This window comes from Gimesia maris, assembly GCF_008298035.1.
GTDB classification, from domain to species: domain Bacteria; phylum Planctomycetota; class Planctomycetia; order Planctomycetales; family Planctomycetaceae; genus Gimesia; species Gimesia maris.
In genome coordinates, this window is the sequence record NZ_CP042910.1 from 5,093,226 (window position 1) to 5,116,465 (window position 23,240).

The following is a 23,240-nucleotide window of genomic DNA, read 5'->3' on the forward strand; positions in this document are numbered from 1 at the left end:
TAAAATGACTGAATTACAATGAACACTGATACTGTATTTCATTTTCTTGGTGTGTGCGTGGTGGTGAGCCCTGCTTTGCTCCTGGCTTTGTTCGGTGTGACCTCATTGATAAATCGGCCGATCGGGGAACGCCTGATGGCACAGGCAACGCAAACCATGGTTATGGTCGGACTGTTTGCATCAGTTGCAATTCTCGGGCTAATGCTTTCGCTCGATATCCGGTATGTCCCCATAGAACTTGGCAACTGGGTTGTAATCCCCGAACAGCACTTTCACTTTCATCTGAAATTTATTTTCGATCGATTGTCGATTCCATTTTGTATCCTGTCATTTGTTCTGTGTGGAACAATTGGTGCATTCGCCAGCCGCTACCTGCATCGAGAACCCGGTTATAACCGTTTTTTCGTCTCTTATGCCATCTTCCTGCTCGGCATGATTGTTTCTTCACTGGCGGGAACCATAGAAACACTCTTTTTCGGTTGGGAACTTGTTGGTTTATCCTCGGCATTACTGGTTGCCTTTTTTCACGAAAGGCTCAATCCTGTTCGCAATGGAATGCGTGTCTGGTCAATTTACCGAATTGCCGATGCTGCGTTTTTAATTGCAGCCTTGATGTTACATCATTTAACCGGAGCAGGAGACTTTGACGGCTTGATGGGAACGGGATCGTGGCCGGATGGACAAGCCACCATTTCCGAACAACACGCTTTGTTTGTCGGGCTACTATTACTCATTGCCGCAGCCGGGAAATCAGCCCTGGTCCCATTTTCCGGTTGGCTTCCTCGCGCTATGGAAGGACCAACACCTTCCAGCGCCATCTTTTATGGATCGCTTTCTGTCCATCTTGGCGCCTACCTGCTGTTACGTGTCAGTCCCATCCTCGAGCTTTCGCTGACATTACGACTGGCGGTGATTTTTCTCGGTCTGATCTCGGCCCTCTACGGCTCACTTGTTGCCCGCGTCCAGACTGATATCAAAAGTGCGCTTGCATTTGCTTCTCTCACCCAGGTTGGCATTATCGTTGTCGAGATTGGATGCGGATTACGATATATCGCACTGATTCATATCATCGGCCATGCCTGTCTGCGAACCTTGCAACTTCTGCGAGCGCCTTCGTTATTACAAGATTATCACACATTGGAAAATGCCATTGGCTCTCATCTTTCCCAAAAGAAACCCTTGTGGGTTCGATTTATACCGAAACGCTACCGGATCATGCTTTACCGATTTGAACTCGAACGCGGCTACCTGGATATACTTATCAATCTCTTAATTGTGCGTCCTTTCATGGCCCTGTTCCGCCTGTGTGATCGTCTGGAACGTCGGTGGACCAACTTTCTCTCGGGGGGAGAATCCAGAGAGTCAGATCTGATTAAGCCGCATGCGGAATCTCTGGAGGAATACTTATGATACCCGAACTCCATCTTCCCTGGATGGAACTATCGATCCTGATCACACTGCTTGGCGCACTTTGGGTCAGAATGATACATGATCGAGACAAGGCCTACAGGAGTTGCCTCCTGATCTGCGGTCTGGTTTTTCTCACATCTGTCTGTGAATGGATTGACTTCGAAAGCCTGCATGCTTTTGAAGCACGAGACCATTTGAATATCTTTAAACTGCTCTTTAATAAAAACTTCTTTATCGTGGACGAACTCAGTGCGCCTTTGCTTCCCCTGGCAGCTCTGCTGTATCTGCTTACCGTTCTTTCAACGTTAAAAACCAAGGGGCACCGTTTTTCATTCAGCAGTACACTGCTGTCAGAATCTATTCTGTTAGCTACGTTGAGCAGCCGGGAATTATGGGGGATTATCCTGCTACTCTCTGTAGCTACGATACTACCTTACCTGGAAATCAAAGCCCATAAACGATCGACCCGCGTGTATGTTCTGCATATGGGTCTCTTTATCGCTTTATTAGTTGTCGGAGGAGTCCTTTCCAGCTTCAGTGAGGCCGGTGATTCGATCTCGCTGATTGCAGGGGCTTTTCTGACGACTGCCGCTCTGCTACGCAGTGGCATCATTCCATTACACTGCTGGATGACGGATCTCTTTGAGAAAACAACCTTCGGTACTGCATTACTGTTTGTCGCTCCGATGACTGGAGCCTATGCGGTAGTGAGACTGGTTTTTCCGATTGCCCCAGATTGGGCATTACAGGGCATCGCCCTGGTTTCATTGACAACCGCCGTTTATGCCGCCTGTATGACTCTGGTGCAACGGGAAGCGCGACGATTCTTCTGTTATCTGTTTTTAAGTCACTCGTCACTTGTGCTGGTCGGGTTAGAAATGGCGACCCCCCTGGGGTTAACGGGAGGACTCTGTGTCTGGATTTCCGTCGGAATCTCGCTGGCAGGATTTGCTTTGACATTCCGTTCCATCGAAGCCAGAATCGGGCGAATTTCTCTCGTAGAATACCACGGACTTTATGACCACACTCCCACATTGGCAGCTTTGTTTCTGGTAACCGGCCTGGCATCAATTGGCTTTCCCGGAACGGTGGGATTCATCGGAACCGAACTACTTATTGAGGGAGCTATTGAAGTTTACCCCCTCGTTGGAACGGCTGTTGTGATTGCTGCCGCGTTAAACAGTATTGCTATTTTGCAGGCCTATTTTCGCGTCTTTACCGGAGGACGGCACACCTCTTCCATTTCGCTCCGTGCACGACCTTCAGAACATGTGGCGATTTTAATTCTGGTAGCCCTGATCCTGGGTGGAGGACTGTATCCACAACCGGGAGTCACTTCCAGAAATCATGCCGCCATAGAACTGATTCATCTGCGAGAAACCATTTTCCGTAAATCAGAGATTGATTCAAAGATCAGCGAAATCGATTTACCGGAATCAGAACAACCCTGAACTGGTTTACGCCAAGATTTAAGATGATGAAATTCTAATCCAAACTCCCCTTAAGCTGAACCAGTGTTTTACAGGTACGGCAGTACGTGTTACCTTACTGTATTTGCTCGCTTGCGATTCTGACTAACGGGTTATAAAGTGTTGTGCTGGAAGACTCTTTTTATTGATAGCAGAAAGACTTACAGTGCCACATTCAAATATTGCCCGCATTGGAATTGTAACCGTTTCCGACCGCGCCAGTCGTGGCGAATATGAAGACCGCGGCGGCCCTGCGATCCAGGACTATCTTACGGAAGTTCTGACAAGTGACTGGCTGCCTCTCGCACGCGTCATTCCCGATGAACTGCAGACGATTACAAAGACTCTGAAAGAACTCTGCGATCAGGAACAGTGCTGCCTGGTAGTCACCACGGGTGGGACCGGCCCGGCAAAGCGGGATATCACTCCCGAAGCAACACTGGCTGTTTCTGAAAAAGAGATGCCAGGCTTTGGAGAGTTGATGCGAAAAGTCTCCCTGGAAAAAGTACCGACCGCGATCCTGTCCCGACAGACGGCCGTCATCCGGGGAGGAACTCTGATCATCAACTTACCAGGTCAACCCAAGGCGATTCAGGAATGTCTGGACGCTGTATTCCCCGCTGTGCCCTACTGTATTGATCTGTTAGAAGGTCCCTTTCTGGAAACAGATGAAGCACGCCTGAAAGCGTTTCGCCCTAAAAAGAAATAGGCGCAATAAAAAAGCAGGAGCAATCGAACGAATCGCTGCTCCTGCTTTTTCAATTTCAGATATGACTATCAGTGTCAGTTCTGAACTAAATTTTCACTGTTCTCTTCAATCGTTTCCAGTCGAACGGGCTTGATATCAAACTTGGGATTCTGACCCAGGAATCGAGCCGGGTTGTTGTGGAAGACTTCGATGGCATCCTGAACGGAATACCCGCGAGCTCGATACTGCACGACACACTCCTGGAGTGTGAAAGGATCGCTGGGTCCCCAGTCGGCTGAGGAATTCACCAGGATCCGCTCGTGCCCATACATTTCCAGCATGTCAACGGCTCGTTTGGGAGTACACTTGGTAATGGGATACAATGTAAATCCTACCCAGTAGCCAGCTTCCAGAGGCTCACGGATCGTATGCTCTTCGACATGGTCAATCCAGACCCGTTCCGGATTCACATTCATGTGGGACAGCACTTCCAGTGTCCGCTTAGTGCCACGCACTTTATCCTGCAGGTGAGGTGTATGAATCAGAATCAACTGATCATATTTGATGGCCTGTTCGACCTGTGCTTCGAAAATCTCTTCTTCGTTCTTAGTGGTTTTGTGAAAACCGATTTCGCCTACACCCAGTACAGTCGGTTTCTTATAAAACTCGGGCATGTGCTTGAGCACTTCGCGGCTGAGTTCCGGGTTCTCTGCTTCTTTGGGGTTCACGGCAACCCAGCAGTAATGCTTGATGCCATACTCGGCGGCACGCGTTGGTTCGAATTCACTGATCTGGTGAAAATAATCAATAAACGTTTCCGGATACAGACGGTCAAAGCCGGCCCAGAATGCAGGTTCCGCAACGGCAACTACGCCGGACATGGCCATGCGTTCGTAGTCCTGGGCTGTACGGGCGATCGCGTGATAATGAGGTTGAATGATTTGCATAATCGTCTCACTGATAAAATCTGATTAAAGCGGGGAGGGAGGAATTCGGTTCGACTTGGGGTCCATCAATCCTGTTTTAACAGGTGGCCCATTTCAGGCGAGCACGCCATCCAGCGTGCGGACCATTTCGGCCAACGTGCCCTTCCAGGCCTGATAAAATACTAATCGAGATCTGAGAAGAGCAACAGCATCCGCTCTGATCGATTGGGCAGATGACTCTCCTCTTGCAAAAGAGCGATTGCCTCACTCAGGAGTTCCAGTCGGGAATCCTGCAAGCGTCCCGCCCCTTCTTCATGATCGTGAGCCCGGTCAATGCGATCCAGAGTCGCAGCAAGTTCTACCAGGGCACAACGGGCTTCGAGATATTCTCGATCCAAAACCTGTAAAGCTGTTTGCATCATTTAAACCTTTCGGATTTTTACGTCTGGTGAAGCTCCTTGATGATACACGAGCGTTTTCAACGAATCTTCAGCTTCAACCTGTATACAAATACAACAGGAGAAGCGGACTCGAAAACGCGTCAAAGAACCCGCTCCCGGATTCAATGAATCACTCCTTATTATATACCTTACATCGGTACTTCCTACTCTCTCAACTGAGTTCAACTCAGTTTCCCCGAAAGTGGAAACATAATTTCAGTATAAATGCATCAGTCGTAGTAATTAAGGCAAGTAAAAAACCGGATGATACAGGGCTCTTCCCGGTTTCTTCTGAAAACAATCATTTCCCGGAAAATGGATCATGAAAGCATCCCGGTTTTCACCCGTAAAGTCACATGTAAGTCCGTACTGCCATGCGGGTTCAAAACCAAAATGGAGGTAATATTCCGGATGCCCCAGTACGATCACAAACGGCTGATTCCGATTCTCAAGCTCCTGCAGTCCTGCCTGCACTAATTGAGACCCGACTCTCTGCTTTTGAAATTCAGGCAAAACGGCCAGTGGGGCCAGCCCCCAACCTTTGATATGGGAACCGTCCGTATAGTCGATCACAGCCGGCGTAAACAGAATGTGACCAATCAGTTGCTGATCCTCTCGGATCGCAACCAGGGAAAGTTGTTCCGGACAGCCCGCTCTCAAGCGGTCCACCAGGTCTGCTTCCGCAGGTTGACCAAAGGCTGCTTCATTGATTGTTCTGATTTCAGTTTGGTCCGATGAATTTTCAAAGCGAATCTGCATCATCATTGGTTTTCTGGAGTGGATTTTTTTGCTGCTGTTTCAGAAACATTTGCAGATGGGTTAACTGCTGCTGCATGTTACTGACATAATCCCCCTGTGCAGGTGCGACTGTCAGAGGATCCAGTGTGAATACGGTAATCCCCTGCTCTGCTAATTCACGGACCAGTTCCTCTGTTGGCTCCGATTCACACAGCATCAGAGATATTTTCTGTTGCTTTTGTAAAGTCTTGAGCTGCTTCCAGTCCTCCTGGTTCGGTTTTTCATTTGATTTCCAGTGCAGATGATGCATTGTCCAGTCACATCGTTTGGCGAGATACTGATAAACGGGCCGACGGGAATACCAGTTCAGTCCCGGATAATCTTCCCGCAGCTGATCCAACTGGTGGTTTAACGGTTTTAATGAATCATTCAGTTTTTCCAAATTGACTCTGATCGTTTTTTCCGATCCGGGATCCAGTTTGATCAAGCGTTCTGCAATCGCTTCCGCCTGCCTTGCCATCAACCGGGGATCGAGCCAGAAAAAAGCGACCGTCCCCGCATGCGAGTGCGCCCCACCTGCTCCATGGCTGTGAACTTCAAAATCGGGAACGGTAATCAAAGCATCTTTAATCACCAGGGAAGTTCGTAAGACCTTTGAGCGAGGCAGAGAGAGTTTTTTAACCCAGTCCGCAAAGTCGGCACCATTGGTAACAATCAGGTCCGCCTGCTGAATGGTCTGGGTCGTCGTATTGCCGGGCAGCCAGGTTTCCGGATTCTCATTCGGGGGCACCGGATTCATAATTTGAAACTCCGGCCCGACCAGTGACTCGACAATAAACTGCAGCGGATAATTGACCACGACGACAAGCCGGGGACTCTCCTCTGCTGCCTGCTGCTGGACCTCATCCGTTTTTGACTGACACGCAGAAATCATCAGCAATAAGTACAAACTGAATACTTTGAATACAGGCTGCATCATCGACACCATTAAATAAACCACATTCGCATTAATTGATGAATATACACTCGCAGCACAGCGGTCAGGATCGAAACGATCATCAGGCTGGCTGCCAGGATGAAACACAGTTCTGTCAGTTGCAGTTTCCAGATCGTCAATCGACTGCAGCCCAGTTGAAACATCGTCCGTCGTTCGCGCTGGCGTAATCTCAAAGACAGAATAAACACCAGTGCCAACAGTAAGCCTACCGAAATCGACACCAGTAGTGTATTCGCATCGAACAGCTGTTTGACGCGAAATACCAGTTGCAGTAATTCATTTACGATCTCGACGGGGCGAATCAACTGAATGGCAGACTCTTTTGTATCATACATCCCCAGCAGCAGCACTTCCGATTTCGGATCAGTCGGAATCAGGATCATCGAAGTTACAGGAAACGACTCGATCTCACCATGAAAGTGAAATGACGCCAGATTGTCTTCGGTTACTTCATTGAACTGGGGTACTGCGGCGTTTGCGATTATGCTTTGCCCCTGCTTATTTAATACCAGATCTTGATCTGTTTCTGCATTGATACTCTGATGACCATGTCCGATACCGGAGATAATCCATTCCGTCTTCAGATCGACAAAAACAGCATCGTCATCGGGAGAGTATGCCTGGTCCAACACTCCCACGACCTGCATCTTGAGAGGGTAGTTTCCTGATAGATCGAATACATTCAAGGGATCGGACATTAATCGATCACCCGACTTCAGCTGCAGTCGCTTCGCAACATTGGATCCAATGACACAGTCACCCAGACGTTGAAGACTGGTACCGTCTGCGATCCTGAGTTTGCGGAATTCAAAATAATCCATGGTGGTTCCCACAATCGGCGCGCCTTGAGCAGTGAAACGTACCGCTAGAGGAATGGGTAGCGCGTAGCCAGTTTCCTGTATGGTTTCGACTTCCTGCATAGTAGTTAATTCCAGCTCCGCCTGACTGAAATACATACTCTGTAATGCCAGGTCAAAGCGACTCCCCTTCATTCCGGCTACCAGTGGAGTGGCGTTGGCACGGGCCATCAGATCCCGCTCGAACTGTGTTACTCCAAACTGCAGCAGCACAGGCAATAAAATGGCCAGCGAGACGCATAGAACCAGCGTAATCGTCTTCAATTTATTATAGAGCAGATAGCGGATTGTCAGTCGGAGAATTCCACTCATGACGCTGATATCACCTCGTGGAACTGCTCGATGTCTATCGTACGGTCAAACTGGTCTAACAGACGATCATCGTGCGTCACCATAATCAGGGTCGCATTGGTCTGCGCAGCATGTTCCAGCAGTAAATCACGAATCAAACGTTTGTTCGCGGGATCAAGATTCCCGGTTGGCTCATCGGCTAACAGGATTTCTGGTTGAGGCAACAGGGCCCGACAGATGGCGACTCGCTGACGTTCCCCTTGAGAGATCTGATCGATCCGACCATTTAAATATTGATCGATCTGCATGGAAACCGCTAATTCCTGTACACGGTCCTGCACGTTCTGATCCAGCTTCAACGCCTGATTGATATAATACGGAAGCAGAATATTTTCGCGTACATTCAGATAGTCGATTAACTCAAATTCCTGAAAAACAAAGCCGATTTTCGAAATTCGATAAACGCGTCTCTGACTGTCATTGAGCGTATTCAAGTCGATGTCACAGGAAATCAGGGTACCCTGATCGGGAACCAGGATACCTGAAATCAGATTCAATAGCGTGGTTTTCCCGCAGCCACTGGGGCCAACGACGGCGACCTTTTCTGTCTCCTTGATTTCCAGTTGAGGAATACTCAGCCGAAATGAAGATTGCGGGTACCGAAACTGGATCGATTGCAGACAGATCATGGCGAACTCGTATCAGCTGACTGTTTTTCGGGAGTCGGCTCCTCGGTATTTGCAGGTGTTTCCTCTTTGACTTCTCGCAGCATGGTCTTAAATGGCAATCGCTGCTCATCCAGCAGGTCCATGCCGGTCAGTTTCCAGATCCCCTCCACCGGTTCCAGATAAAAGAGGGCTTCATACTGGTTGGTACGCGTATGGATATGTCCCCAGTGTTCGACCGTGCCTGCAACGGTCCAGGTTGATTTCACTGCGAAACTGCGTTCATCCTGAGAACCTTTGACTTTCTCCCCTCGTACAGGCAGAAGTTCGATGGATTCCCAGTTGACGTCAGTCACACGTGAGATCGCCCCCCCCTGTTCCTGCATTTTCAGGCTCTGGTTAATCTGTCGGTAAAGTGTCTCCAGAAACGAACCTTCGGCACTTTTTGCCAGGGCGTCAAATACATCACTGTCACTATGATAATCAAACGAGCGGTAAATGTTCTTATGCAGGGTTTTAAAGACCGCTTTTGCTTTATCAGTGGAGACCTCAGGCACGCGTTGCAGCGGACTGGCAAAACTGACCTGAGCCAGAGGCAGGCAGAGCAGACTGATAAAAAACAGCACAGCCACAGCAGTCAGTGTCCGCTTGTGTGAGTCTCCTCGACGAATCAGACTCAAGCTCATCATGAGACACAACAGAAATCCGAAACCACTTACCACGGGGATTGTCCATAGAGAACGCGCAGGCAGAGTAACGGCCACCGGATTCACATCCAGACTGACTTTCCGTCCCGGGTTTTCCCACTCGAATTCACTGTTCCGTTCCAACTTGGAAAAGACCGGCCTGTAAGATTCGTCAAAGGCAAAGCAGACGGCTTCCACACTCCAGACACTGCGGTTAAACATATCCCAGGTGACTTTCACCGTATCGGGAGTTCCTTTGGTGCTATACGTCAGAATGATCCCCACGCGGGCATTCGCCAGACTGACGCGCTTTTTCTCGGCTCGTTTGGCAAAATCAGTGAAATCGAGTCCATAAAAATCGAGCCGGGAAACAACTGGTTTCACCGTAATCCCATCAATCTCAATCGGGTTTGCTTTTGCAAAGAATTTCTCTATCTTCGCGCGAGAGGCTTCCTGCTCTGCAACCGATAGAAAGTCTGGATCTTTTTTATCCAGAGTAAAAAATGATTCCAGCGTTGCCAGGGGGATGAGAATTTCGTGGCGTACTTCGAAGTCTTCAATGTACAGAAACGAATAGATGGTTCCATAGCTGGTAATCCCCAGTGTCTCCTCGCGACGTTCTTTGAGCCATTTCTGCCAGTCTGACTCCGACGCATCAGGATCTAGCGGCGGATGATCCCAGTTGAAGCGAATCGTCTGTGGATCGCGGGGCTTCATCGCGACGGCATAGGGAGTTTCAGAGCCTTCCTGCTTCAGATTGAATCGAACCATCGCCGGAAAACCAGCGTTGGAATCAACCAGTTCCTGGCTGAAAGTCAGAAACTCGGGTGGTTTCTCCAAGGGAAATTCCAGTTCAAAGACCAGGGTAAATTGCATCAGGTCGCTCATGGCGACCCCTTCAGACTTCACCGAAGAATCATCTACGGAAACCACCTTGCCTTGCAGTTTCTCTCCATTGATATCGCGCACCAGCAGGCGGTCCAGCAGGAACTGTTTGTGCTGTTCAATCGCTTTTTTAATTTTCGCCTGCGAAACGATATTTTCTTCGTCGGGTTCCAGTTTCTGGAAAAAATACAGGTCTTCCACATAGATCTGCATCGAAATCAAAACTTTATCTCGAGTCACATACACATTTTCCTGGCTGTCGGAAATCGGATGCGCATGACTCGTCTCGGGAAGCAGTCCACAAATCAACAGAGCCAGACAGAACAGCAAGCAGGATAGAAACCGATTTTTCGAGCCAGGCAGCCTCTCAGGATCGCAGACTGTGTTGGCATCTCGCATGGTCATAATTGAAATTCGCAGCAGAATGATTGTGAATCAATAAGGAGAGTGTTGGTCAGGCAGGTTTTGTTACATTTCTGTACTATTTGATCCTACCGAGACACAGTATAGAATTGCAATCGTGGCCTGCTTATAAGACACTACGAATAAAGAATTCACGATGCTTGAGAAAAAGGGGACTCCGATGGAAGAAAACCAGAAATCAGATCAGCCCGAAGCCAATGAACCACAAGAAGTTACCGCCGAACTCCCCCCTCCAGTGAAAGAACGGCTACTGAAACGAACCGCCCTCTGGTTCCTGGCTGTGATTCTGGCAGCCTCCGCGATGATTTATCAGCGTGCCACCGGCCCCACCTATCCCATGAAGGTACCGGTAGCAGGAAATATCATCGCCAAACTCATTCGGACGCATGAATCAACGGACGATGCGACTGTTGAACTCCCCATCCCCCAGGCAGAAGCCAAAACGGCAACCGCCACCCTTTACTATAAACGCTACCGGACTGACGACGACTTCACTCCTGTCACCATGGAAACAGTGACCTCGGAATCTGGAACACAGTTTGAAGGGGCACTTCCCAAACAGCCTGCAGCAGGTAAGCTGCAATATTACATCGAAGCAGAAATCTCCGGTCAGGCACGCCGTTTCCCCGAGCAGGCGGATCAATTTGTTTTGATTCGCTTTAAGGATCCCGTACCAGACGGCGTTCTGATTCCTCATGTCACATTAATGATTATATCCATTCTCCTGGGAATGCGTTCCGGCCTGTCTGCACTCTTCGCTCCCTATAATATGAAACAGCTTGCCTGGGCGACTCTGTGCGGGATGACTGTCGGAGGTATGATTCTGGGACCAATGGTACAGAAATATGCCTTCGGAGAATATTGGACCGGCTTTCCTCTGGGGGGTGACTGGACCGACAATAAAATGCTGTTCATGTTCCTGGCCTGGGTCTTTGCCTGCTCCGTCGTCGGGCTCAACCCACGCAAGAAAAACACAACGACAGGACGCATTGCGGTTTTCACAGCCACGATCGTGATGACGGTCTGCTATCTGATTCCTCACAGTATGGGAGGCAGTGAACTCGATTACAGCCAGGTCGACAAAGGCGTTGATCCAAGTAAAGCCATCGAGACAGGTCGAAAATGAATGCCGCTCAGGTCCATCTGATGACGGTACACGTCCCCATCGTCGGTTGCTGGGGACTTTCAATCCTGTTCCTGCTGGCCTGGATCTTCCGCGACGAGCGTCTGTTTAAGATCTGTTGCTGGCTGTTATTGACGATCCTGCTGATCGCAACAGTGGCTTACTTTTCCGGGCCCCTCGCTTACGAACTGCTGGAACAGCAGGTTAAACTGAATACCGAGACGGTGGAATTCCATGCGGTGCTCGCACGCTCCTGCCTGTTAGCGATGGTCGTGCTGGCGATGGTCGTGGGAAATGCCCTGGTTCAGGGATTTCAGGGAGAGAAGATTCCCCGCTGGCAGCGTGCCATCATTCTGACAGGTACGATTGCCATCGCTGTTTTCTGGAGTGCCGCCGCCCACTGGGGCGGCCTGATTCGACATCCGGAGATCGGTTTTTCCAAACCGGAACCTGCTGCGATCTCTGATCCAACGCCCCCGATGAATCAGCCCTGAGCAGTTTACTTAACAATTTCGGTTCCGATCCCTTTATCAGAATAAATTTCCAGCAGGATTGAATGCGGAAGCCGAGCATCGACAATATGCACCTTGCCAACCCCACTGGCTAGTGCTTCCAGAGCGGCATCCACTTTGGGAACCATGCCCGCATCGATGGTCCCATCCGCAATCAGAGCACGACAGCGTTGTGTCTCCAGATGCGAAACCAGCGTTTCCGGGTCGTGACGGTCCAGAAAGATCCCGGGCACATCGCTCAGGAACACCAGTTTTTCGGCTTTGAGAATCCGGGCCAGAGCAGCAGCGGCTGTATCGGCATTGACGTTGAGCTTCTGTCCCGATGCATCCAGGGCGACCGAAGGAATCACCGGAATCGCATCAGACTGACAGATTTCCGCCAGCAGATCCTGATCCACGTCTGTCACAAAGCCGACATGCCCGAGATCGACGGCAGAGCCGTCTTCTGCCTGCAGAGTCAGTTGCTCTCCGCGCAGGCAGTTTCGAGTGCCAAAATGCAGGGCTTCTGCCTTTGCGCCCTGGGACTGGATTTCCTGTACCAGCGAGGCACTGATCTGATTGGCGAGTACATCGGTGGCAATTTCCAGAGTCTGCTCATCAGTAAAGCGGCGTCCATTCACGAAACGAGGCTCGATCCCCGCTGAGTTCATAGCCTGGCTGATCGCTTTTCCGCCCCCATGTACCAGAATCGGGTGCATACCTACCGTACGCATGAAGATCACATCCGTCAGGAAACTTTTGACAGCTGCCTCTTCCTCCAGTGCACTTCCCCCGAGTTTGATCACGACATAACGGCCACGAAATCGGCGAATCCAGCTTAATGCTTCGATCAATACAGCTGCTTTACGAACGGCACCTTCCACAATGAACCTTTCATCCTTCCGGACACATCAACGTTTTCAGATTTGTTACCTTGTGACAAGCAGGCTATTGTAAGTGTCTTGAAGTCACTGTCAAACCAGTCGTCGCCGGGACGTGAATCCCCCCGGGCTGCTCAACAGATCAGACTGTTCGAGATCATCTTTTTTCACTGAAATTACGATTTTTGTCTCAACTTCAACTGCAATTATCTTAAATCCAGGTTTCTACCGTTTTTGTGATGACCAATCTGGCATAATCGAACTTGAATCAAACCTCTCTGAGGCTTCACAATCGGACTGATCAATACCGCCCCGCCAAGTAGAGAGAATGGCACGACAGTCCGGTTCGGCAATTTTGCACCGACACACACCCGATACAAGCCATCTCTTCAGAAGCCTTGAAAAGGTGTGTGGTCATTCCAGGGAATTCCCCGATACATAACTCTACAGAACGAGAGTGCTTTCGCTCAACAGACTGCAATGCCTGACAACAACTCAGAGACCCCAAAGACCGAGACGGAGAAACAACGTTGGCCCACTCACACTTGCCGATTCAACACCTGATGAAACAAATGGAAAACTTTGCTTCAGAAACATCTAACCTTAACTGTCGCCCCTCATGGATCAATGATTTTGTCGATGAGATCGCCGACATTTTTAACCCGTTTGACGAAGTCGGCCGCGTCGGCTTCGACTGTCAGTTCACAGAAGAATGCTGGGAAGTGGGCCTGTTTCTCGGCAGCACAGAAATCGTCGGAGGACAGCGGGACGGACAGTTCATCGCCGCCAGCTTCCAGTTTGATTTATTGCAACTCCTGGATCGTTTCGAGTCGGTCAACCGGTTCCACTTTAATTTCCTGGAACAGTCCGATTCATCCACAAACAATGATCCCTCATCCGCCTACATTACGATTGAAGGACACCTGACAGATCTTGAGATCGTGCGTTTGAATGTTTATGCCACTCCCCCCGAAGAGGCAGGACCCGGATTCCGTAAAACACATGACGGTAAAATCGACACCGTCTGAGATCCAATCCCAAGGCACACTCCAGTTGCATAGTCAGATCAAAAACGAAACATCATTGTGACGCGACCAGCCACGATTCATGACTTATGAATCGTGGCTTTGTTATTCCACCGGTTCGAATGCTTCTTCTTCCGCCACTTTTCCGTCGCGCAAGCGGAGAATGAAATCCGTATCCCGGATATAGCGTTCATCATGAGTGACAATCACGACAGTCGTTTTGTATTCTGCACTCATCTCACGCAGACAATCGAAGATCTCCTTACCGGTTCTGGTATCAAGTTCTCCGGTTGGCTCATCGGCCAGAATCAAAAGGGGGCGTTTCAGCAGCGCGCGGGCAATTGCAACACGTTGCTGTTCTCCGCCTGAGAGCTGACTGGGACGATGCGTAATCCGATTACCAAGCCCGACCTGCTGCAGCAATGCTTCGGCACGCTGTCTCTGATCTGCCGTGACCCCCTGAGGCAGATAGGGTGCCAGGACATTTTCCAGCGCATTCAGATTTTTCAGCAGATTGAAATTTTGAAACACAAACCCGACTTTTTCCCGGCGGTAAAGATCGCGTTCATTCTGACTCAGCGTTGAAAGAGATCGGTTCTGTACGAAGATTTCACCTGCAGATGGCGTATCCAGTGCCCCCATCAGGTACAGCAGAGTACTCTTGCCACTACCCGAAGGGCCCAGAATAAACGAAAACTTCTGACCGGGAAACTGACAACTCACTCCCTGAAGTGCCTGCACTTCGGTTTCACCACTCTGGTGGATCTTCCGTACATTTCGAACTTCAATCATTCTCTATCTGCTTTCTGAATCCAGAATAAATTCGGTACCAGGAGTGAATCTCTCTCAGCCGCGACGAATGGCATCAATCGGGGTCATGCGCGTCGTCCAGATCGCCGGATACAGACCTCCCAGGACGCCGAGCAGAGTACTGAAGAACACACCAAACAGCAGTAACCCCGGGCTGGCATACAGGTGCACCTGGCTGGCAAACTTCCAGTTGACGACAGCGATGGCAATCAAACCGAGGATGCCGCCCAGAACGCCGCCCAGAACCCCCAACAGAGAACTTTCCGCCGTGATCAGCAGCATCACATCCCGATTCGACCAGCCATTCGCTTTCAGAATACCAAAATCCACAACCCGCTCCATCACGCTCATCAGCATCGTGTTAATGATACTCAGCATCGCAATCAATACGCCGATCCCCGTCATCAGCCCCAGGAATATGTCCAGATCCGCAGTAAACGTATCCAGTCGCTCGCCCCAGTCGGAAGCAGAGCGGACTTCCAACCCGCTTTCAGCATTCTCAGATTCTGTTTTAGCTGTTTTAAGATCTGCAACTGCTGGTTTCGAAATGTTGTTCTCCCCTTTTTTGTCAGTGGGATATTCATCAGTGGAATTCCCTTTTAAGGTCTCGTCAATCGCCGTCATGAAATCTTTGAGGAGATTGGTATCTGAAGAACTGGCCAGCGCCAGGGAAGCCGGCTGCCAGGAAGCCAGTTCGCGACCACGAAACCGATCCTTAATGTCCTGGACCAGCTTATTATTGGGGACATCTCCCGACTGTTCGATGTAAAAACAACTCACACTATCCGTATCGAATCGAGTGATTTCGCGTACCACGTCAATATCCAGAATAATAGCAACATCCAACAGGATCGAACCCGACTCATAGAGCCCGACGATATCCATTGTCTGGCCATTCACTTCGATCTGGTCACCGATCTGCTTATGATGCTGTTCGGCGATCTGTCGACTGATGACCGTATTTAGTGTTCCGCGATCCTCCAAATCCAGAAATCGACCTTCGTAAATTGCTTCACGATAGATTCCATGCTTCAACTCTAAACGGGTGGGCAGATCCGTTCCAAACAGAAATCGAGGCGGACTGATCACAGGTTTCCCTTCAATCAGATTCACCCGGGACCAGATTTCCGGATTGACGATTGCCACTCCCGGTACTTCTTTGATCTCGGCGCCCCAGGTACGCGGAATCCGCGAGAACAAAGGGATGGGCGCGCCTGGCTGCATGGCTACGATCCCCGATATTTTCCCAAAGGTTTGAGAAACGGTCTCTTCCAGCCCTCCCGCAATGGAAAACAACCCCACCATTCCGGCAATCGCAATCGTCAAACCCATTAAACACAAAAAAGAGCGTAGTGAGCGGCTCAGAAGATTTTTAATCGCAAATTTTAACATTTAAAACCGTTTTCCAGTGAGTTGATTCGATTCAGCCTGTGCAGGGTAGTGGCATTCTACGCAGATCAGATCCATCATTGAATCATTTACATTCGTATTCTTAGAATAAAAGCACTGATTATAAGCAGTTATAGACTGAGCTAACTTGAAAACCAGTGAATTTCAAACGTAGAATGCTCCCAGTTGAGCTTCTCTCAGGAAAGCATTTAACGAGCGAAAGCGCCATGGCGTATGGCGGGCTCGCTTGATCCATCTTAGCCGCCTGGTACATCGAACGAATTTCAAATCCATGAGCAAACGAGACTATTACGATATTCTGGGGGTTTCCCGCAGCGCGACTGCTGATGAAATTAAAAAAGCGTACCGCAAACTGTCGCGTAAATACCATCCGGATATGGCGCCGGATGACAAATCAGCAGATCAGAAATTTAAAGAAGTTCAGGAAGCATACGACGTTTTACGCGACGACAAAAAACGGAAACAATACGACCAGTTTGGGCACTCTTTTCAGCAGGCAGGTCCGGGTGGTGGTGGATATTACCAGTCATCCGGCGGTGCGGGACCGGTTGACTTCGAAGACCTCTTTGGAGGTGGTGGCATTGATATTGGAGATTTATTCGGTGGCGCGTTTCGGGGAGGTGGGTCCAGGCGAGCCCAACCCCGTCCGCAAAAAGGGGAGTCGAAACGTCTTTCCATCGATATCCCTTTCCACCTGGCTGCCGTTGGGGGAGAGCATGAAATCAGCCTGCAGAAAGGGAGCGGTTCTGAGCGTCTGACGATCAAGATACCTGCTGGCGTCGACAGTGGTTCTGTCATCCGATTGAGTGGTCAGGGAAATCCCGGTGTTCATGGCGGGCCGGCCGGCGATTTACTGCTGACCATCAAAGTGGGCGCACATCCGTATTTCAAACGTGACGGGAGCAACCTGTTACTGGAAGTCCCGATTACACTCACCGAGGCCGCACTGGGGGCCAAAGTAGATGTCCCCACTTTGACAGAAGGCGAAGTCACCGTCACGATTCCTCCCGGTACATCCAGCGGCAGCAAATTGCGCCTACGCGGAAAAGGAATCATGGACCAGAAAACCAGGCAGACCGGCGATCAGATCTGCGCCATCAAAATCGTCGCTCCCAAAACACTTAGCGATCAGGCAAAAGCCTTGTATGAGCAACTCAAGGATTTACAACAGGAATCACCCCGATCGAAAGCATGGTAAATTCGATGCAACTGAATCTCGCTTCCATTTCCAGCCGATGGATCAGCCGTCTGTTCCTGTTTTGCGTGTTCTCACTCACGCTATCCCTGGCACTCCAGCCCATAGCAGCTCAGGATCAGGAAGCAGGTTCGATTACCGTTAATTCTCCTGATCAGGCTGGCGTGGAACTTCCAGCCGATCCGGCAGGGAAAAAGACTGAGACGGAATCTAAAGAACCTGAAAAAGATGAACGTCCGCGGGAACTGGGGGTCATGATCCTGATTGTGTGGCTGTTGGCCGGTGCCGGCATCGGAATTCTGATCTTCACCTCTCTGTTCGGTCATTCCGTACGCACCATGATTCGCCGTCCTTATCCGAATCAGATGCCCCCCCCAAAAAAGGAACAGACTGAAACACCAGTGGAAGCCAGTGCGGAAGCAGAAACTGACGACGAAAAACCAGAATCATGACCGGTTCCCAGGACAATGCCCGGCGAGAGCCCTCTACAGTCAAACCATTCGGTTTTCCGAGCGAACACCGCATTCGCAGCCAGCAGGATTTCGATGCGATCTATGCTGCAAAACAGCGGGCCGGCGATCAGAATCTCCTGCTGTTTGCAATTCGAAACGAACTTCCTTGTACCAGGCTTGGTGTGAGTGTCTCAAAAAAGAATGGGAATGCGATCCAGCGGGCACGGAAGAAAAGACTGCTACGCGAGGCATTTCGACTGATCCGATCTCAGTTACCTGCCGGGCTCGATCTGATTGCCATCCCCCGCGCTGATCTGGACGGGGATTTAAAAGGATATCAGAAGTCTCTGAAATATCTCTCGCAGAAGCTGAAACGTCGTCTGGAGCAACAGTCTGGCTGATGAAACAAATCGCCTTGCAATTCGGACGTATGCTGTATCAACTTCCCGCCCGGACATTAATCGGTCTCGTTCGCATCTACCAGATGACACTCAGTCATCTGATAGGCAGACAGTGCCGGTTTCACCCGACCTGCAGCGAATATTTCATTCAGGCGGTGAAAAAATATGGTGCCATCCGAGGGTCCTGTAAAGGCGTCCTGCGGATCTGTCGCTGCCACCCCTTTCACCCCGGAGGCTACGATCCCCCTTAATCGATTCCTTTAATAAACGCGGCGGGGTGTAATCTGGATTGGTGTATCCTCCGTTACACTTCGCAGGGCAGGCAACGTTTCGATTTGAATCTGTTCATGACTGATTTTTCGCAGGGGAACAGACTCGTCCTGTGAAATCATTGAAGGTACTGTCAGTTCCCGGGGATGGTTGAGCTCGGGCTGTTCATAAGGAAAGTCGGGAGCAGAAACCGGGGTCGCCGTCTTAAATTCGAATTTACGAACCTGCTGCGGTTGTTGAACCTGTTTTGCGTACGGCCACATTTCCAGCTGATCTTCTGAAGTTGAAAACTCTTCAACAGCCAGCGGCTCACGAATCGCTGATACTCTCCAGGAATTATTGAAGTTGGTTGCTTCCCCGGGCGGAGGCAGTTGCGGTAACGGCTTTGATTTCAGATCCGGCTGGGGCTGTAGTTTCTGCGGAGGGGCAGGCAGTGTCGGAGCTGGTTTGACCGGTTCCGGTTGCAGCATCTCTTCTGACATCTCGAACTCTTGCAAAACAGGCGTGGAATTGATGCAGGAAAGATCACCACAGAAAGGATCTTCTTCGATCACTTCGACATGACTGCCGGAAACCTTGCGAACCCAGTCCGGCGTCTTCACATGTGATTTCATTCTGGAATAGAAGCCTTTGACTTTTCCATTCATCTGTTTCACTTTGTTCGACATGGAAGAGGAAACCGTTGAATAATGAGGAACCAGTCCCAGGTACTTCTGAGCCGGCTCTTCCGGCTCATCTTCGAACATCGACTTAAAATATTCAGAATCATCAATGGATTCTTCCTCCGAGACCCTTCGGATGAGAGACCGCTTCTGATTTGATGTCTGTTCTCCCCCTGGTGGGATCAGGCTCGGCGGAGCGGCTGGGGGAAAATTGTCTTCAAGCGGAGCAGGAGCCGGTGCCAGATGATATTGGCCCGGGCTCTTGTATCGGGGAGCCGTTGTCTCAATCTGCTCCTGATACTCAGCACTGGGACGAGCGGCCTGCTGATAAACCTTCTGTTGGACATACTGGCAGCCAGCTAACCCTGGAATGGAAAACATGCACAGTGATAATGAGATCGTTTTCGAATAGGGCTGTAACATCTTGAATTCCTCTTTCCAGGTCTATCAGACAGTGCCGATTAAAAAAACCACTTCCCCAATTTGACAAGCTCATAAAATGTGGTATGGCACACGGAATAAAAATCGGTTAAATCTGCCGTTTTCGCATATATGAAAGTGGCCAATCAGTTAGAATAGGCGCAACAGCCATCCGTTTATTCTCGCTTAAACGATTTCTCACAAATGCAAGTGTCGTGATTGATAAAGCTATTGTTTGTGATCTAACGGTCGTATTATCTGTAAGCGGTTGCACGGTACGGAACATCACTAAAATAACGATATTAGCGGCTGTGCCAGATTCCCGGATCTGTTAAGCTTGAAGGAATATACCTGCTTTTCATTGCTGATCTTTCCGATTGATCTATAACCGGGACAGACAGGATCAATTTGAGGAATAGTTAAAGAGGAGTGCAAAACCGGTCTCTGATGTAACTGCAATAGAGGGATATAATGAAACAAGGAGTGACCCCATGATTGATTTGAAGAAAATTCTCGTACCAACCGACTTCAGTGAATTCGGACAACAGGCCCTGCTTTACGGATGTGAGTTTGCCAAGCGATTTGATGCCGAGTTGCACTTGCTGAATGTCGTTCAGGATGCCGTAGCCATGTTCCCGGAACCGAATATGATGGGAACATCAATGAATGATCTGGTAGCAGACATGCAGGGACTGGCTCAAAAACAGCTGGAAGAAATGCCTGGTCTGCCTGGCATGGAAAACCTGAAAGTCGTACGTGAAGTTACCGTCGGTCCCGCATTCCTGGAGATTATCCGCTATGCCAAAAAAGCAGATATCGACCTGATTGTGATTGGAACCCATGGTCGAACCGGACTTAAACACATGTTACTGGGAAGTGTGGCTGAAAAAGTGGTCCGCAAAGCCCCTTGCCCGGTACTGACGGTTTCTCACCCGGAGCACGAATTTGTAATGCCCACTTAAATAATCTGCTGCAACCCACTATAATTTATTGAGTTAACACTACCGGAAATTCGTAGATATACTGAGGTGTCTCAATTCACGATGAATTCCGGACTCAACCCCAACTGAAATACAGAGGAAACAATGCCGAAACTGACTGTTGAAAATGTAGGAGAATTCGAAGTGGAATCCGGTAAGCGCCTGGTATTGGCACTGACCGAAGATGCCCAGGTCGATCAATTACATGCCTGTGGCGGTGCAAGTCGCTGTACGACGTGCCGAGTTGAGTTTATCGAAGGTGAACCTGAAAAAATGACGGTCGCTGAAAAGAACACACTCGCCGCACGTGAAGTCACCGGTTGCCGTCTCAGCTGTCAGATACTCTGTGATCATGATATGACCGTCCGGGCAATCAGTCGTCTGGAAGGGAGCGGGCGTGCCGACGCAGGCCATATGCCTAAACCCGAAATTGAACCTCAACCCGTAGAATGGGTTGATAAATAACCCGAAACCCAAATCCGGGTAGCTCTGATCATTCTGATCCACATTTTGTTCAGAGCTTCTCATTTTTCCGGCACTGTTTGACAAAATTCGCCGGGTCCTCTGAATAGAGGGAGTAATTGATGCGATTCATTCTTTCAGTATGCCTGGTGACTACAGGGCTGATTCTGTCCAGTTCCAATATCGTCTCGGCAAAAAATCGTGACCCGAAAATCCAGCAGGCGATCACGAACGCCCTGGAATATCTCGCCAGGGAACAACGTCGACAGGGATATTGGGAAGCCAATGGTGGACAGTACCGGGTAGCAATGACAGCGCTCGCCGGTAATGCATTGCTGGCGGAAGGTTCCACAACTACGCGCGGTAAGTATGCAAAGAACGTACAGAACGCTGTGGATTACCTGCTGGAAATGAGTCAGCCCAATGGTTTGATCGGTTATAAGAATGACTATCATTACACCTATGGTCACGGCTATTCCATGGTCTTCCTCTCCCAGGTTTATGGCGAAGAAGAAGACTCGCTCCGGCGTGAGGAGCTCAAAAAAGTACTGATGAAAGCCGTTGATTTTTGCGCCGGTGCCCAGACAACACGTGGTGGCTGGGGATATGTTTCTGCCAAAGACGGCAATGATTTCGATGAAGGCTCAACCTGTATCACTCAGGTCCAGGGGTTACGCGCCTGTCGCAATGCCGGCATCCCCGTTGATAAAAAAATCATTGACCGCGCCAAGAAATACATCTCAGACTGTACGACTCCAGAAGGAGGCGTCCAATACAGCATTCGCGGCGGCGGTGCCCGACCGGCAATCACAGCCGCTGCCTGTGCTGCCCTGTTCAATGCCGGAGAATATGACTCCGATCACCTGAAAAACATGCTCGATTTCTGTAAAAAGAATATCTGGCCTGGCGGGAATTCAAACCGTTACTTTGGCCACTGGCATTACGCTCATTTTTATTACGCCCAGGTCATGTACCGCGGTGAAACCAAAGACTGGGATAAGTACATCGAAGATATCGGCAAGCAGATTCTACGCAAGCAGTCCGCATCCGGTGCCTGGATGGAAGGCCATGTCGGCCCCGTCTATACGACTGCCATTAATGCCACGATTCTGCAGTTGGATAAAGGTTATCTGCCAATCTATCAGAAATAGCTGTCTTCCTGATACCGACTCAGTCATTAGCCAAATGCGTTAAATGACAGATCACCGACTCTGCTAGTCTCTGCGGATGATAGCCCCCCTCCAGCAGGCTGACGATGCGGCCTCCGCAGTACTCACGCGCCACCTCCTTTACCAGCTGGGTTAATCTACCAAAATCTTCCGTCTCCAGTCCCAGCGAACCAATCGGATCATCCTTGTGCGCGTCAAATCCCGCACTGATCAGAATCAGTTCAGGCTGGCATCTGGCAGCCGCGTCAACCAGCATTCGCTCAAACTGGGAGAAATAATCCTGCCGGGAGATCCCGAATGCCAGGGGAAGGTTCCAGATCGTGCCCAGTCCCGCTCCTGATCCCGTTTCATGCCCCAGACCTGTCCCCGGATAAAACGGGTGCCGGTGTGCAGAAAAAAAGTAGACTGATTCTTCTTCATAAAATATATCCTGAGTGCCATTTCCGTGATGCACATCCCAGTCAACAATCAGCACACGGTTTAATCCATGAAAGTCGATGGCGTGTCGGGCGGCAATGGCCACATTATTCAACAGACAAAACCCCATTGCCCGATCAGAAAGGGCATGATGTCCCGGCGGCCTGCTGGCACTAAATACCTGTTTGACCTGCCCCATGATCACCCGATCCACGGCTTCAACCGCACAGCCTGCAGCATAACGGGCTACTTCATACGAGTCGGCAGACATCACCGTATCGGATTCAATGCGCCCCCCACCAGCCGCTGAGAAGGCTTGAAGCTGATTTAAGTAAGTTTCAGGATGAACCCGTAATAGTTCCTCTCCCGCTCCCACCGTAGGGTCTTTCAATATCATTAGATTGGGAATCGCCGCGGTGGAAACCTGGTTCATTACCGTTTCCAGCCTCAGAGAACTTTCCGGGTGTGCCCCGGTCTCATGCCTTAAGAATTTGTTACTCTGAAAATAAACCGTCATACAACATCCATTCCAGAAAGAGCGAATCACCCTCTGAATTCCTTAGACCGTGTCCAGTTTTACTGCAGCGTCTCCAGGCT

General features: G+C 49.9%; 25 protein-coding genes. 13 read left to right on the forward strand and 12 right to left on the reverse strand.

The annotated features are described in order from the left end of the window. Positions 1 to 18 precede the first annotated feature (18 nt). The 3 genes from GmarT_RS18720 (at position 19) to mog (ending at position 3,588) form a co-directional block, all read left to right on the forward strand. Positions 19 to 1,410 (forward strand): proton-conducting transporter transmembrane domain-containing protein, encoded by a 1,392-nt coding sequence (locus GmarT_RS18720; protein ID WP_002646312.1) that lies wholly within the window; start codon positions 19 to 21, stop codon positions 1,408 to 1,410. Beyond that, positions 1,407 to 2,861 carry a proton-conducting transporter transmembrane domain-containing protein gene (locus GmarT_RS18725; RefSeq protein ID WP_002646311.1) on the forward strand — a complete coding sequence of 485 codons (1,455 nt, stop codon included), beginning with the start codon at positions 1,407 to 1,409 and terminating at the stop codon, positions 2,859 to 2,861. Before GmarT_RS18720 ends, GmarT_RS18725 begins: the two co-directional genes overlap by 4 nt. 184 nt (positions 2,862 to 3,045) lie before the next feature. Further along, on the forward strand, positions 3,046 to 3,588 hold the full coding sequence (gene mog / locus GmarT_RS18730) for a molybdopterin adenylyltransferase (protein WP_002646310.1): 543 nt from the start codon (positions 3,046 to 3,048) through the stop codon (positions 3,586 to 3,588). A 74-nt stretch (positions 3,589 to 3,662) separates the two neighbouring features. Here the strand turns inward: mog and GmarT_RS18735 are convergent, their stop codons facing one another. The 7 genes from GmarT_RS18735 to GmarT_RS18765 all read right to left on the reverse strand — a co-directional run bounded on the left by GmarT_RS18735 (position 3,663) and on the right by GmarT_RS18765 (position 10,457). Next, complete coding sequence (locus tag GmarT_RS18735) at positions 3,663 to 4,514, reverse strand: TatD family hydrolase (RefSeq protein WP_002646309.1); 852 nt, start codon at positions 4,512 to 4,514, stop codon at positions 3,663 to 3,665. A gap of 161 nt (positions 4,515 to 4,675) precedes the next feature. Beyond that, a complete protein-coding gene (locus tag GmarT_RS18740) occupies positions 4,676 to 4,915 on the reverse strand; it encodes a hypothetical protein (protein WP_002646308.1) in 240 nt (79 codons plus the stop codon). A gap of 261 nt (positions 4,916 to 5,176) precedes the next feature. After that, complete coding sequence (locus tag GmarT_RS18745; RefSeq protein WP_063825429.1) at positions 5,177 to 5,698, reverse strand: GNAT family N-acetyltransferase; 522 nt, start codon at positions 5,696 to 5,698, stop codon at positions 5,177 to 5,179. Beyond that, complete coding sequence (locus tag GmarT_RS18750) at positions 5,676 to 6,650, reverse strand: metal ABC transporter substrate-binding protein (RefSeq protein ID WP_198139413.1); 975 nt, start codon at positions 6,648 to 6,650, stop codon at positions 5,676 to 5,678. Before GmarT_RS18750 ends, GmarT_RS18745 begins: the two co-directional genes overlap by 23 nt. Positions 6,651 to 6,658: 8 nt before the next feature. Beyond that, positions 6,659 to 7,837 (reverse strand): ABC transporter permease, encoded by a 1,179-nt coding sequence (locus GmarT_RS18755; RefSeq protein ID WP_002646305.1) that lies wholly within the window; start codon positions 7,835 to 7,837, stop codon positions 6,659 to 6,661. After that, positions 7,834 to 8,505: an ABC transporter ATP-binding protein gene (locus tag GmarT_RS18760; protein WP_002646304.1), complete on the reverse strand. Its 672-nt coding sequence runs from the start codon at positions 8,503 to 8,505 to the stop codon at positions 7,834 to 7,836. The genes GmarT_RS18755 and GmarT_RS18760 overlap by 4 nt, the downstream gene beginning before the upstream one ends. After that, a complete protein-coding gene (locus GmarT_RS18765; protein WP_002646303.1) occupies positions 8,502 to 10,457 on the reverse strand; it encodes a hypothetical protein in 1,956 nt (651 codons plus the stop codon). The genes GmarT_RS18760 and GmarT_RS18765 overlap by 4 nt, the downstream gene beginning before the upstream one ends. Before the next feature lie 154 nt (positions 10,458 to 10,611). Between GmarT_RS18765 and GmarT_RS18770 the strand changes: the two genes are divergently transcribed. Further along, a complete protein-coding gene (locus GmarT_RS18770) occupies positions 10,612 to 11,601 on the forward strand; it encodes a hypothetical protein (protein WP_044237711.1) in 990 nt (329 codons plus the stop codon). Further along, positions 11,598 to 12,092, forward strand: a complete 495-nt coding sequence (locus GmarT_RS18775; protein ID WP_002646301.1) for a DUF2231 domain-containing protein — start codon at positions 11,598 to 11,600, stop codon at positions 12,090 to 12,092. The genes GmarT_RS18770 and GmarT_RS18775 overlap by 4 nt, the downstream gene beginning before the upstream one ends. A 5-nt stretch (positions 12,093 to 12,097) precedes the next feature. Here the strand turns inward: GmarT_RS18775 and argB are convergent, their stop codons facing one another. Further along, entirely contained in the window at positions 12,098 to 12,973 is an 876-nt protein-coding gene (gene argB, locus GmarT_RS18780; protein ID WP_002646300.1) for an acetylglutamate kinase, read from the reverse strand. Positions 12,974 to 13,500: 527 nt separating this feature from the next. Between argB and GmarT_RS18785 the strand changes: the two genes are divergently transcribed. Beyond that, the gene (locus GmarT_RS18785; RefSeq protein ID WP_149303084.1) at positions 13,501 to 13,998 is read left to right on the forward strand and encodes a hypothetical protein; all 498 of its coding nucleotides are present in this window, start codon (positions 13,501 to 13,503) and stop codon (positions 13,996 to 13,998) included. 102 nt (positions 13,999 to 14,100) lie between these two features. Here the strand turns inward: GmarT_RS18785 and GmarT_RS18790 are convergent, their stop codons facing one another. Then, a complete protein-coding gene (locus GmarT_RS18790; RefSeq protein ID WP_002646298.1) occupies positions 14,101 to 14,787 on the reverse strand; it encodes an ABC transporter ATP-binding protein in 687 nt (228 codons plus the stop codon). A 54-nt stretch (positions 14,788 to 14,841) separates the two neighbouring features. Next, positions 14,842 to 16,197 carry an ABC transporter permease gene (locus GmarT_RS18795; RefSeq protein WP_002646297.1) on the reverse strand — a complete coding sequence of 452 codons (1,356 nt, stop codon included), beginning with the start codon at positions 16,195 to 16,197 and terminating at the stop codon, positions 14,842 to 14,844. A gap of 289 nt (positions 16,198 to 16,486) precedes the next feature. Between GmarT_RS18795 and GmarT_RS18800 the strand changes: the two genes are divergently transcribed. From GmarT_RS18800 to yidD, 4 genes are read left to right on the forward strand one after another with little or no spacing between them, the layout of a single operon-like run. After that, positions 16,487 to 17,413: a DnaJ C-terminal domain-containing protein gene (locus GmarT_RS18800; RefSeq protein ID WP_002646296.1), complete on the forward strand. Its 927-nt coding sequence runs from the start codon at positions 16,487 to 16,489 to the stop codon at positions 17,411 to 17,413. Between the two features lie 5 nt (positions 17,414 to 17,418). Next, a complete protein-coding gene (locus tag GmarT_RS18805) occupies positions 17,419 to 17,862 on the forward strand; it encodes a hypothetical protein (RefSeq protein ID WP_149303086.1) in 444 nt (147 codons plus the stop codon). Further along, positions 17,859 to 18,263, forward strand: coding sequence for a ribonuclease P protein component (gene rnpA, locus GmarT_RS18810; protein WP_002646294.1), 405 nt, complete (start codon positions 17,859 to 17,861; stop codon positions 18,261 to 18,263). The genes GmarT_RS18805 and rnpA overlap by 4 nt, the downstream gene beginning before the upstream one ends. Next, entirely contained in the window at positions 18,263 to 18,514 is a 252-nt protein-coding gene (gene yidD / locus GmarT_RS18815; protein ID WP_002646293.1) for a membrane protein insertion efficiency factor YidD, read from the forward strand. The genes rnpA and yidD overlap by 1 nt, the downstream gene beginning before the upstream one ends. A 9-nt stretch (positions 18,515 to 18,523) precedes the next feature. Here the strand turns inward: yidD and GmarT_RS18820 are convergent, their stop codons facing one another. Beyond that, positions 18,524 to 19,618 carry a hypothetical protein gene (locus tag GmarT_RS18820; RefSeq protein ID WP_002646292.1) on the reverse strand — a complete coding sequence of 365 codons (1,095 nt, stop codon included), beginning with the start codon at positions 19,616 to 19,618 and terminating at the stop codon, positions 18,524 to 18,526. Between the two features lie 488 nt (positions 19,619 to 20,106). On the opposite strand from GmarT_RS18820, the gene GmarT_RS18825 reads away from it, so the two are divergent. The 3 genes from GmarT_RS18825 to GmarT_RS18835 all read left to right on the forward strand — a co-directional run bounded on the left by GmarT_RS18825 (position 20,107) and on the right by GmarT_RS18835 (position 22,208). Then, a complete protein-coding gene (locus GmarT_RS18825; RefSeq protein WP_002646291.1) occupies positions 20,107 to 20,577 on the forward strand; it encodes a universal stress protein in 471 nt (156 codons plus the stop codon). A gap of 123 nt (positions 20,578 to 20,700) precedes the next feature. Then, positions 20,701 to 21,060 (forward strand): 2Fe-2S iron-sulfur cluster-binding protein, encoded by a 360-nt coding sequence (locus GmarT_RS18830; protein ID WP_002646290.1) that lies wholly within the window; start codon positions 20,701 to 20,703, stop codon positions 21,058 to 21,060. Between the two features lie 119 nt (positions 21,061 to 21,179). Next, positions 21,180 to 22,208 (forward strand): prenyltransferase/squalene oxidase repeat-containing protein, encoded by a 1,029-nt coding sequence (locus GmarT_RS18835; protein WP_002646289.1) that lies wholly within the window; start codon positions 21,180 to 21,182, stop codon positions 22,206 to 22,208. Positions 22,209 to 22,227: 19 nt separating this feature from the next. Here GmarT_RS18835 and GmarT_RS18840 read toward each other — a convergent pair whose 3' ends face one another. Continuing rightward, positions 22,228 to 23,160, reverse strand: a complete 933-nt coding sequence (locus GmarT_RS18840) for a histone deacetylase family protein (RefSeq protein WP_002646288.1) — start codon at positions 23,158 to 23,160, stop codon at positions 22,228 to 22,230. Between the last annotated feature and the right edge of the window lie 80 nt (positions 23,161 to 23,240).

Bases quoted from the DNA above. Each gene is read 5' to 3' on its own strand.
- GmarT_RS18775 (WP_002646301.1), top strand. From the start codon at position 11,598: ATGAATGCCGCTCAGGTCCATCTGATGACGGTACACGTCCCCATCGTC.
- GmarT_RS18725 (WP_002646311.1), top strand. From the start codon at position 1,407: ATGATACCCGAACTCCATCTTCCCTGGATGGAACTATCGATCCTGATC.
- GmarT_RS18755 (WP_002646305.1), bottom strand. From the start codon at position 7,837: ATGAGTGGAATTCTCCGACTGACAATCCGCTATCTGCTCTATAATAAA.
- GmarT_RS18820 (WP_002646292.1), bottom strand. From the start codon at position 19,618: ATGTTACAGCCCTATTCGAAAACGATCTCATTATCACTGTGCATGTTT.
- GmarT_RS18840 (WP_002646288.1), bottom strand. From the start codon at position 23,160: ATGACGGTTTATTTTCAGAGTAACAAATTCTTAAGGCATGAGACCGGG.
- GmarT_RS18760 (WP_002646304.1), bottom strand. From the start codon at position 8,505: ATGATCTGTCTGCAATCGATCCAGTTTCGGTACCCGCAATCTTCATTT.
- GmarT_RS18735 (WP_002646309.1), bottom strand. From the start codon at position 4,514: ATGCAAATCATTCAACCTCATTATCACGCGATCGCCCGTACAGCCCAG.
- GmarT_RS18750 (WP_198139413.1), bottom strand. From the start codon at position 6,650: ATGATGCAGCCTGTATTCAAAGTATTCAGTTTGTACTTATTGCTGATG.
- GmarT_RS18805 (WP_149303086.1), top strand. From the start codon at position 17,419: ATGCAACTGAATCTCGCTTCCATTTCCAGCCGATGGATCAGCCGTCTG.
- GmarT_RS18765 (WP_002646303.1), bottom strand. From the start codon at position 10,457: ATGACCATGCGAGATGCCAACACAGTCTGCGATCCTGAGAGGCTGCCT.
- yidD (WP_002646293.1), top strand. From the start codon at position 18,263: ATGAAACAAATCGCCTTGCAATTCGGACGTATGCTGTATCAACTTCCC.
- GmarT_RS18745 (WP_063825429.1), bottom strand. From the start codon at position 5,698: ATGATGATGCAGATTCGCTTTGAAAATTCATCGGACCAAACTGAAATC.
- GmarT_RS18825 (WP_002646291.1), top strand. From the start codon at position 20,107: ATGATTGATTTGAAGAAAATTCTCGTACCAACCGACTTCAGTGAATTC.
- GmarT_RS18835 (WP_002646289.1), top strand. From the start codon at position 21,180: ATGCGATTCATTCTTTCAGTATGCCTGGTGACTACAGGGCTGATTCTG.
- GmarT_RS18795 (WP_002646297.1), bottom strand. From the start codon at position 16,197: ATGTTAAAATTTGCGATTAAAAATCTTCTGAGCCGCTCACTACGCTCT.
- GmarT_RS18720 (WP_002646312.1), top strand. From the start codon at position 19: ATGAACACTGATACTGTATTTCATTTTCTTGGTGTGTGCGTGGTGGTG.
- GmarT_RS18830 (WP_002646290.1), top strand. From the start codon at position 20,701: ATGCCGAAACTGACTGTTGAAAATGTAGGAGAATTCGAAGTGGAATCC.
- GmarT_RS18740 (WP_002646308.1), bottom strand. From the start codon at position 4,915: ATGATGCAAACAGCTTTACAGGTTTTGGATCGAGAATATCTCGAAGCC.
- GmarT_RS18800 (WP_002646296.1), top strand. From the start codon at position 16,487: ATGAGCAAACGAGACTATTACGATATTCTGGGGGTTTCCCGCAGCGCG.
- rnpA (WP_002646294.1), top strand. From the start codon at position 17,859: ATGACCGGTTCCCAGGACAATGCCCGGCGAGAGCCCTCTACAGTCAAA.
- GmarT_RS18790 (WP_002646298.1), bottom strand. From the start codon at position 14,787: ATGATTGAAGTTCGAAATGTACGGAAGATCCACCAGAGTGGTGAAACC.
- GmarT_RS18770 (WP_044237711.1), top strand. From the start codon at position 10,612: ATGCTTGAGAAAAAGGGGACTCCGATGGAAGAAAACCAGAAATCAGAT.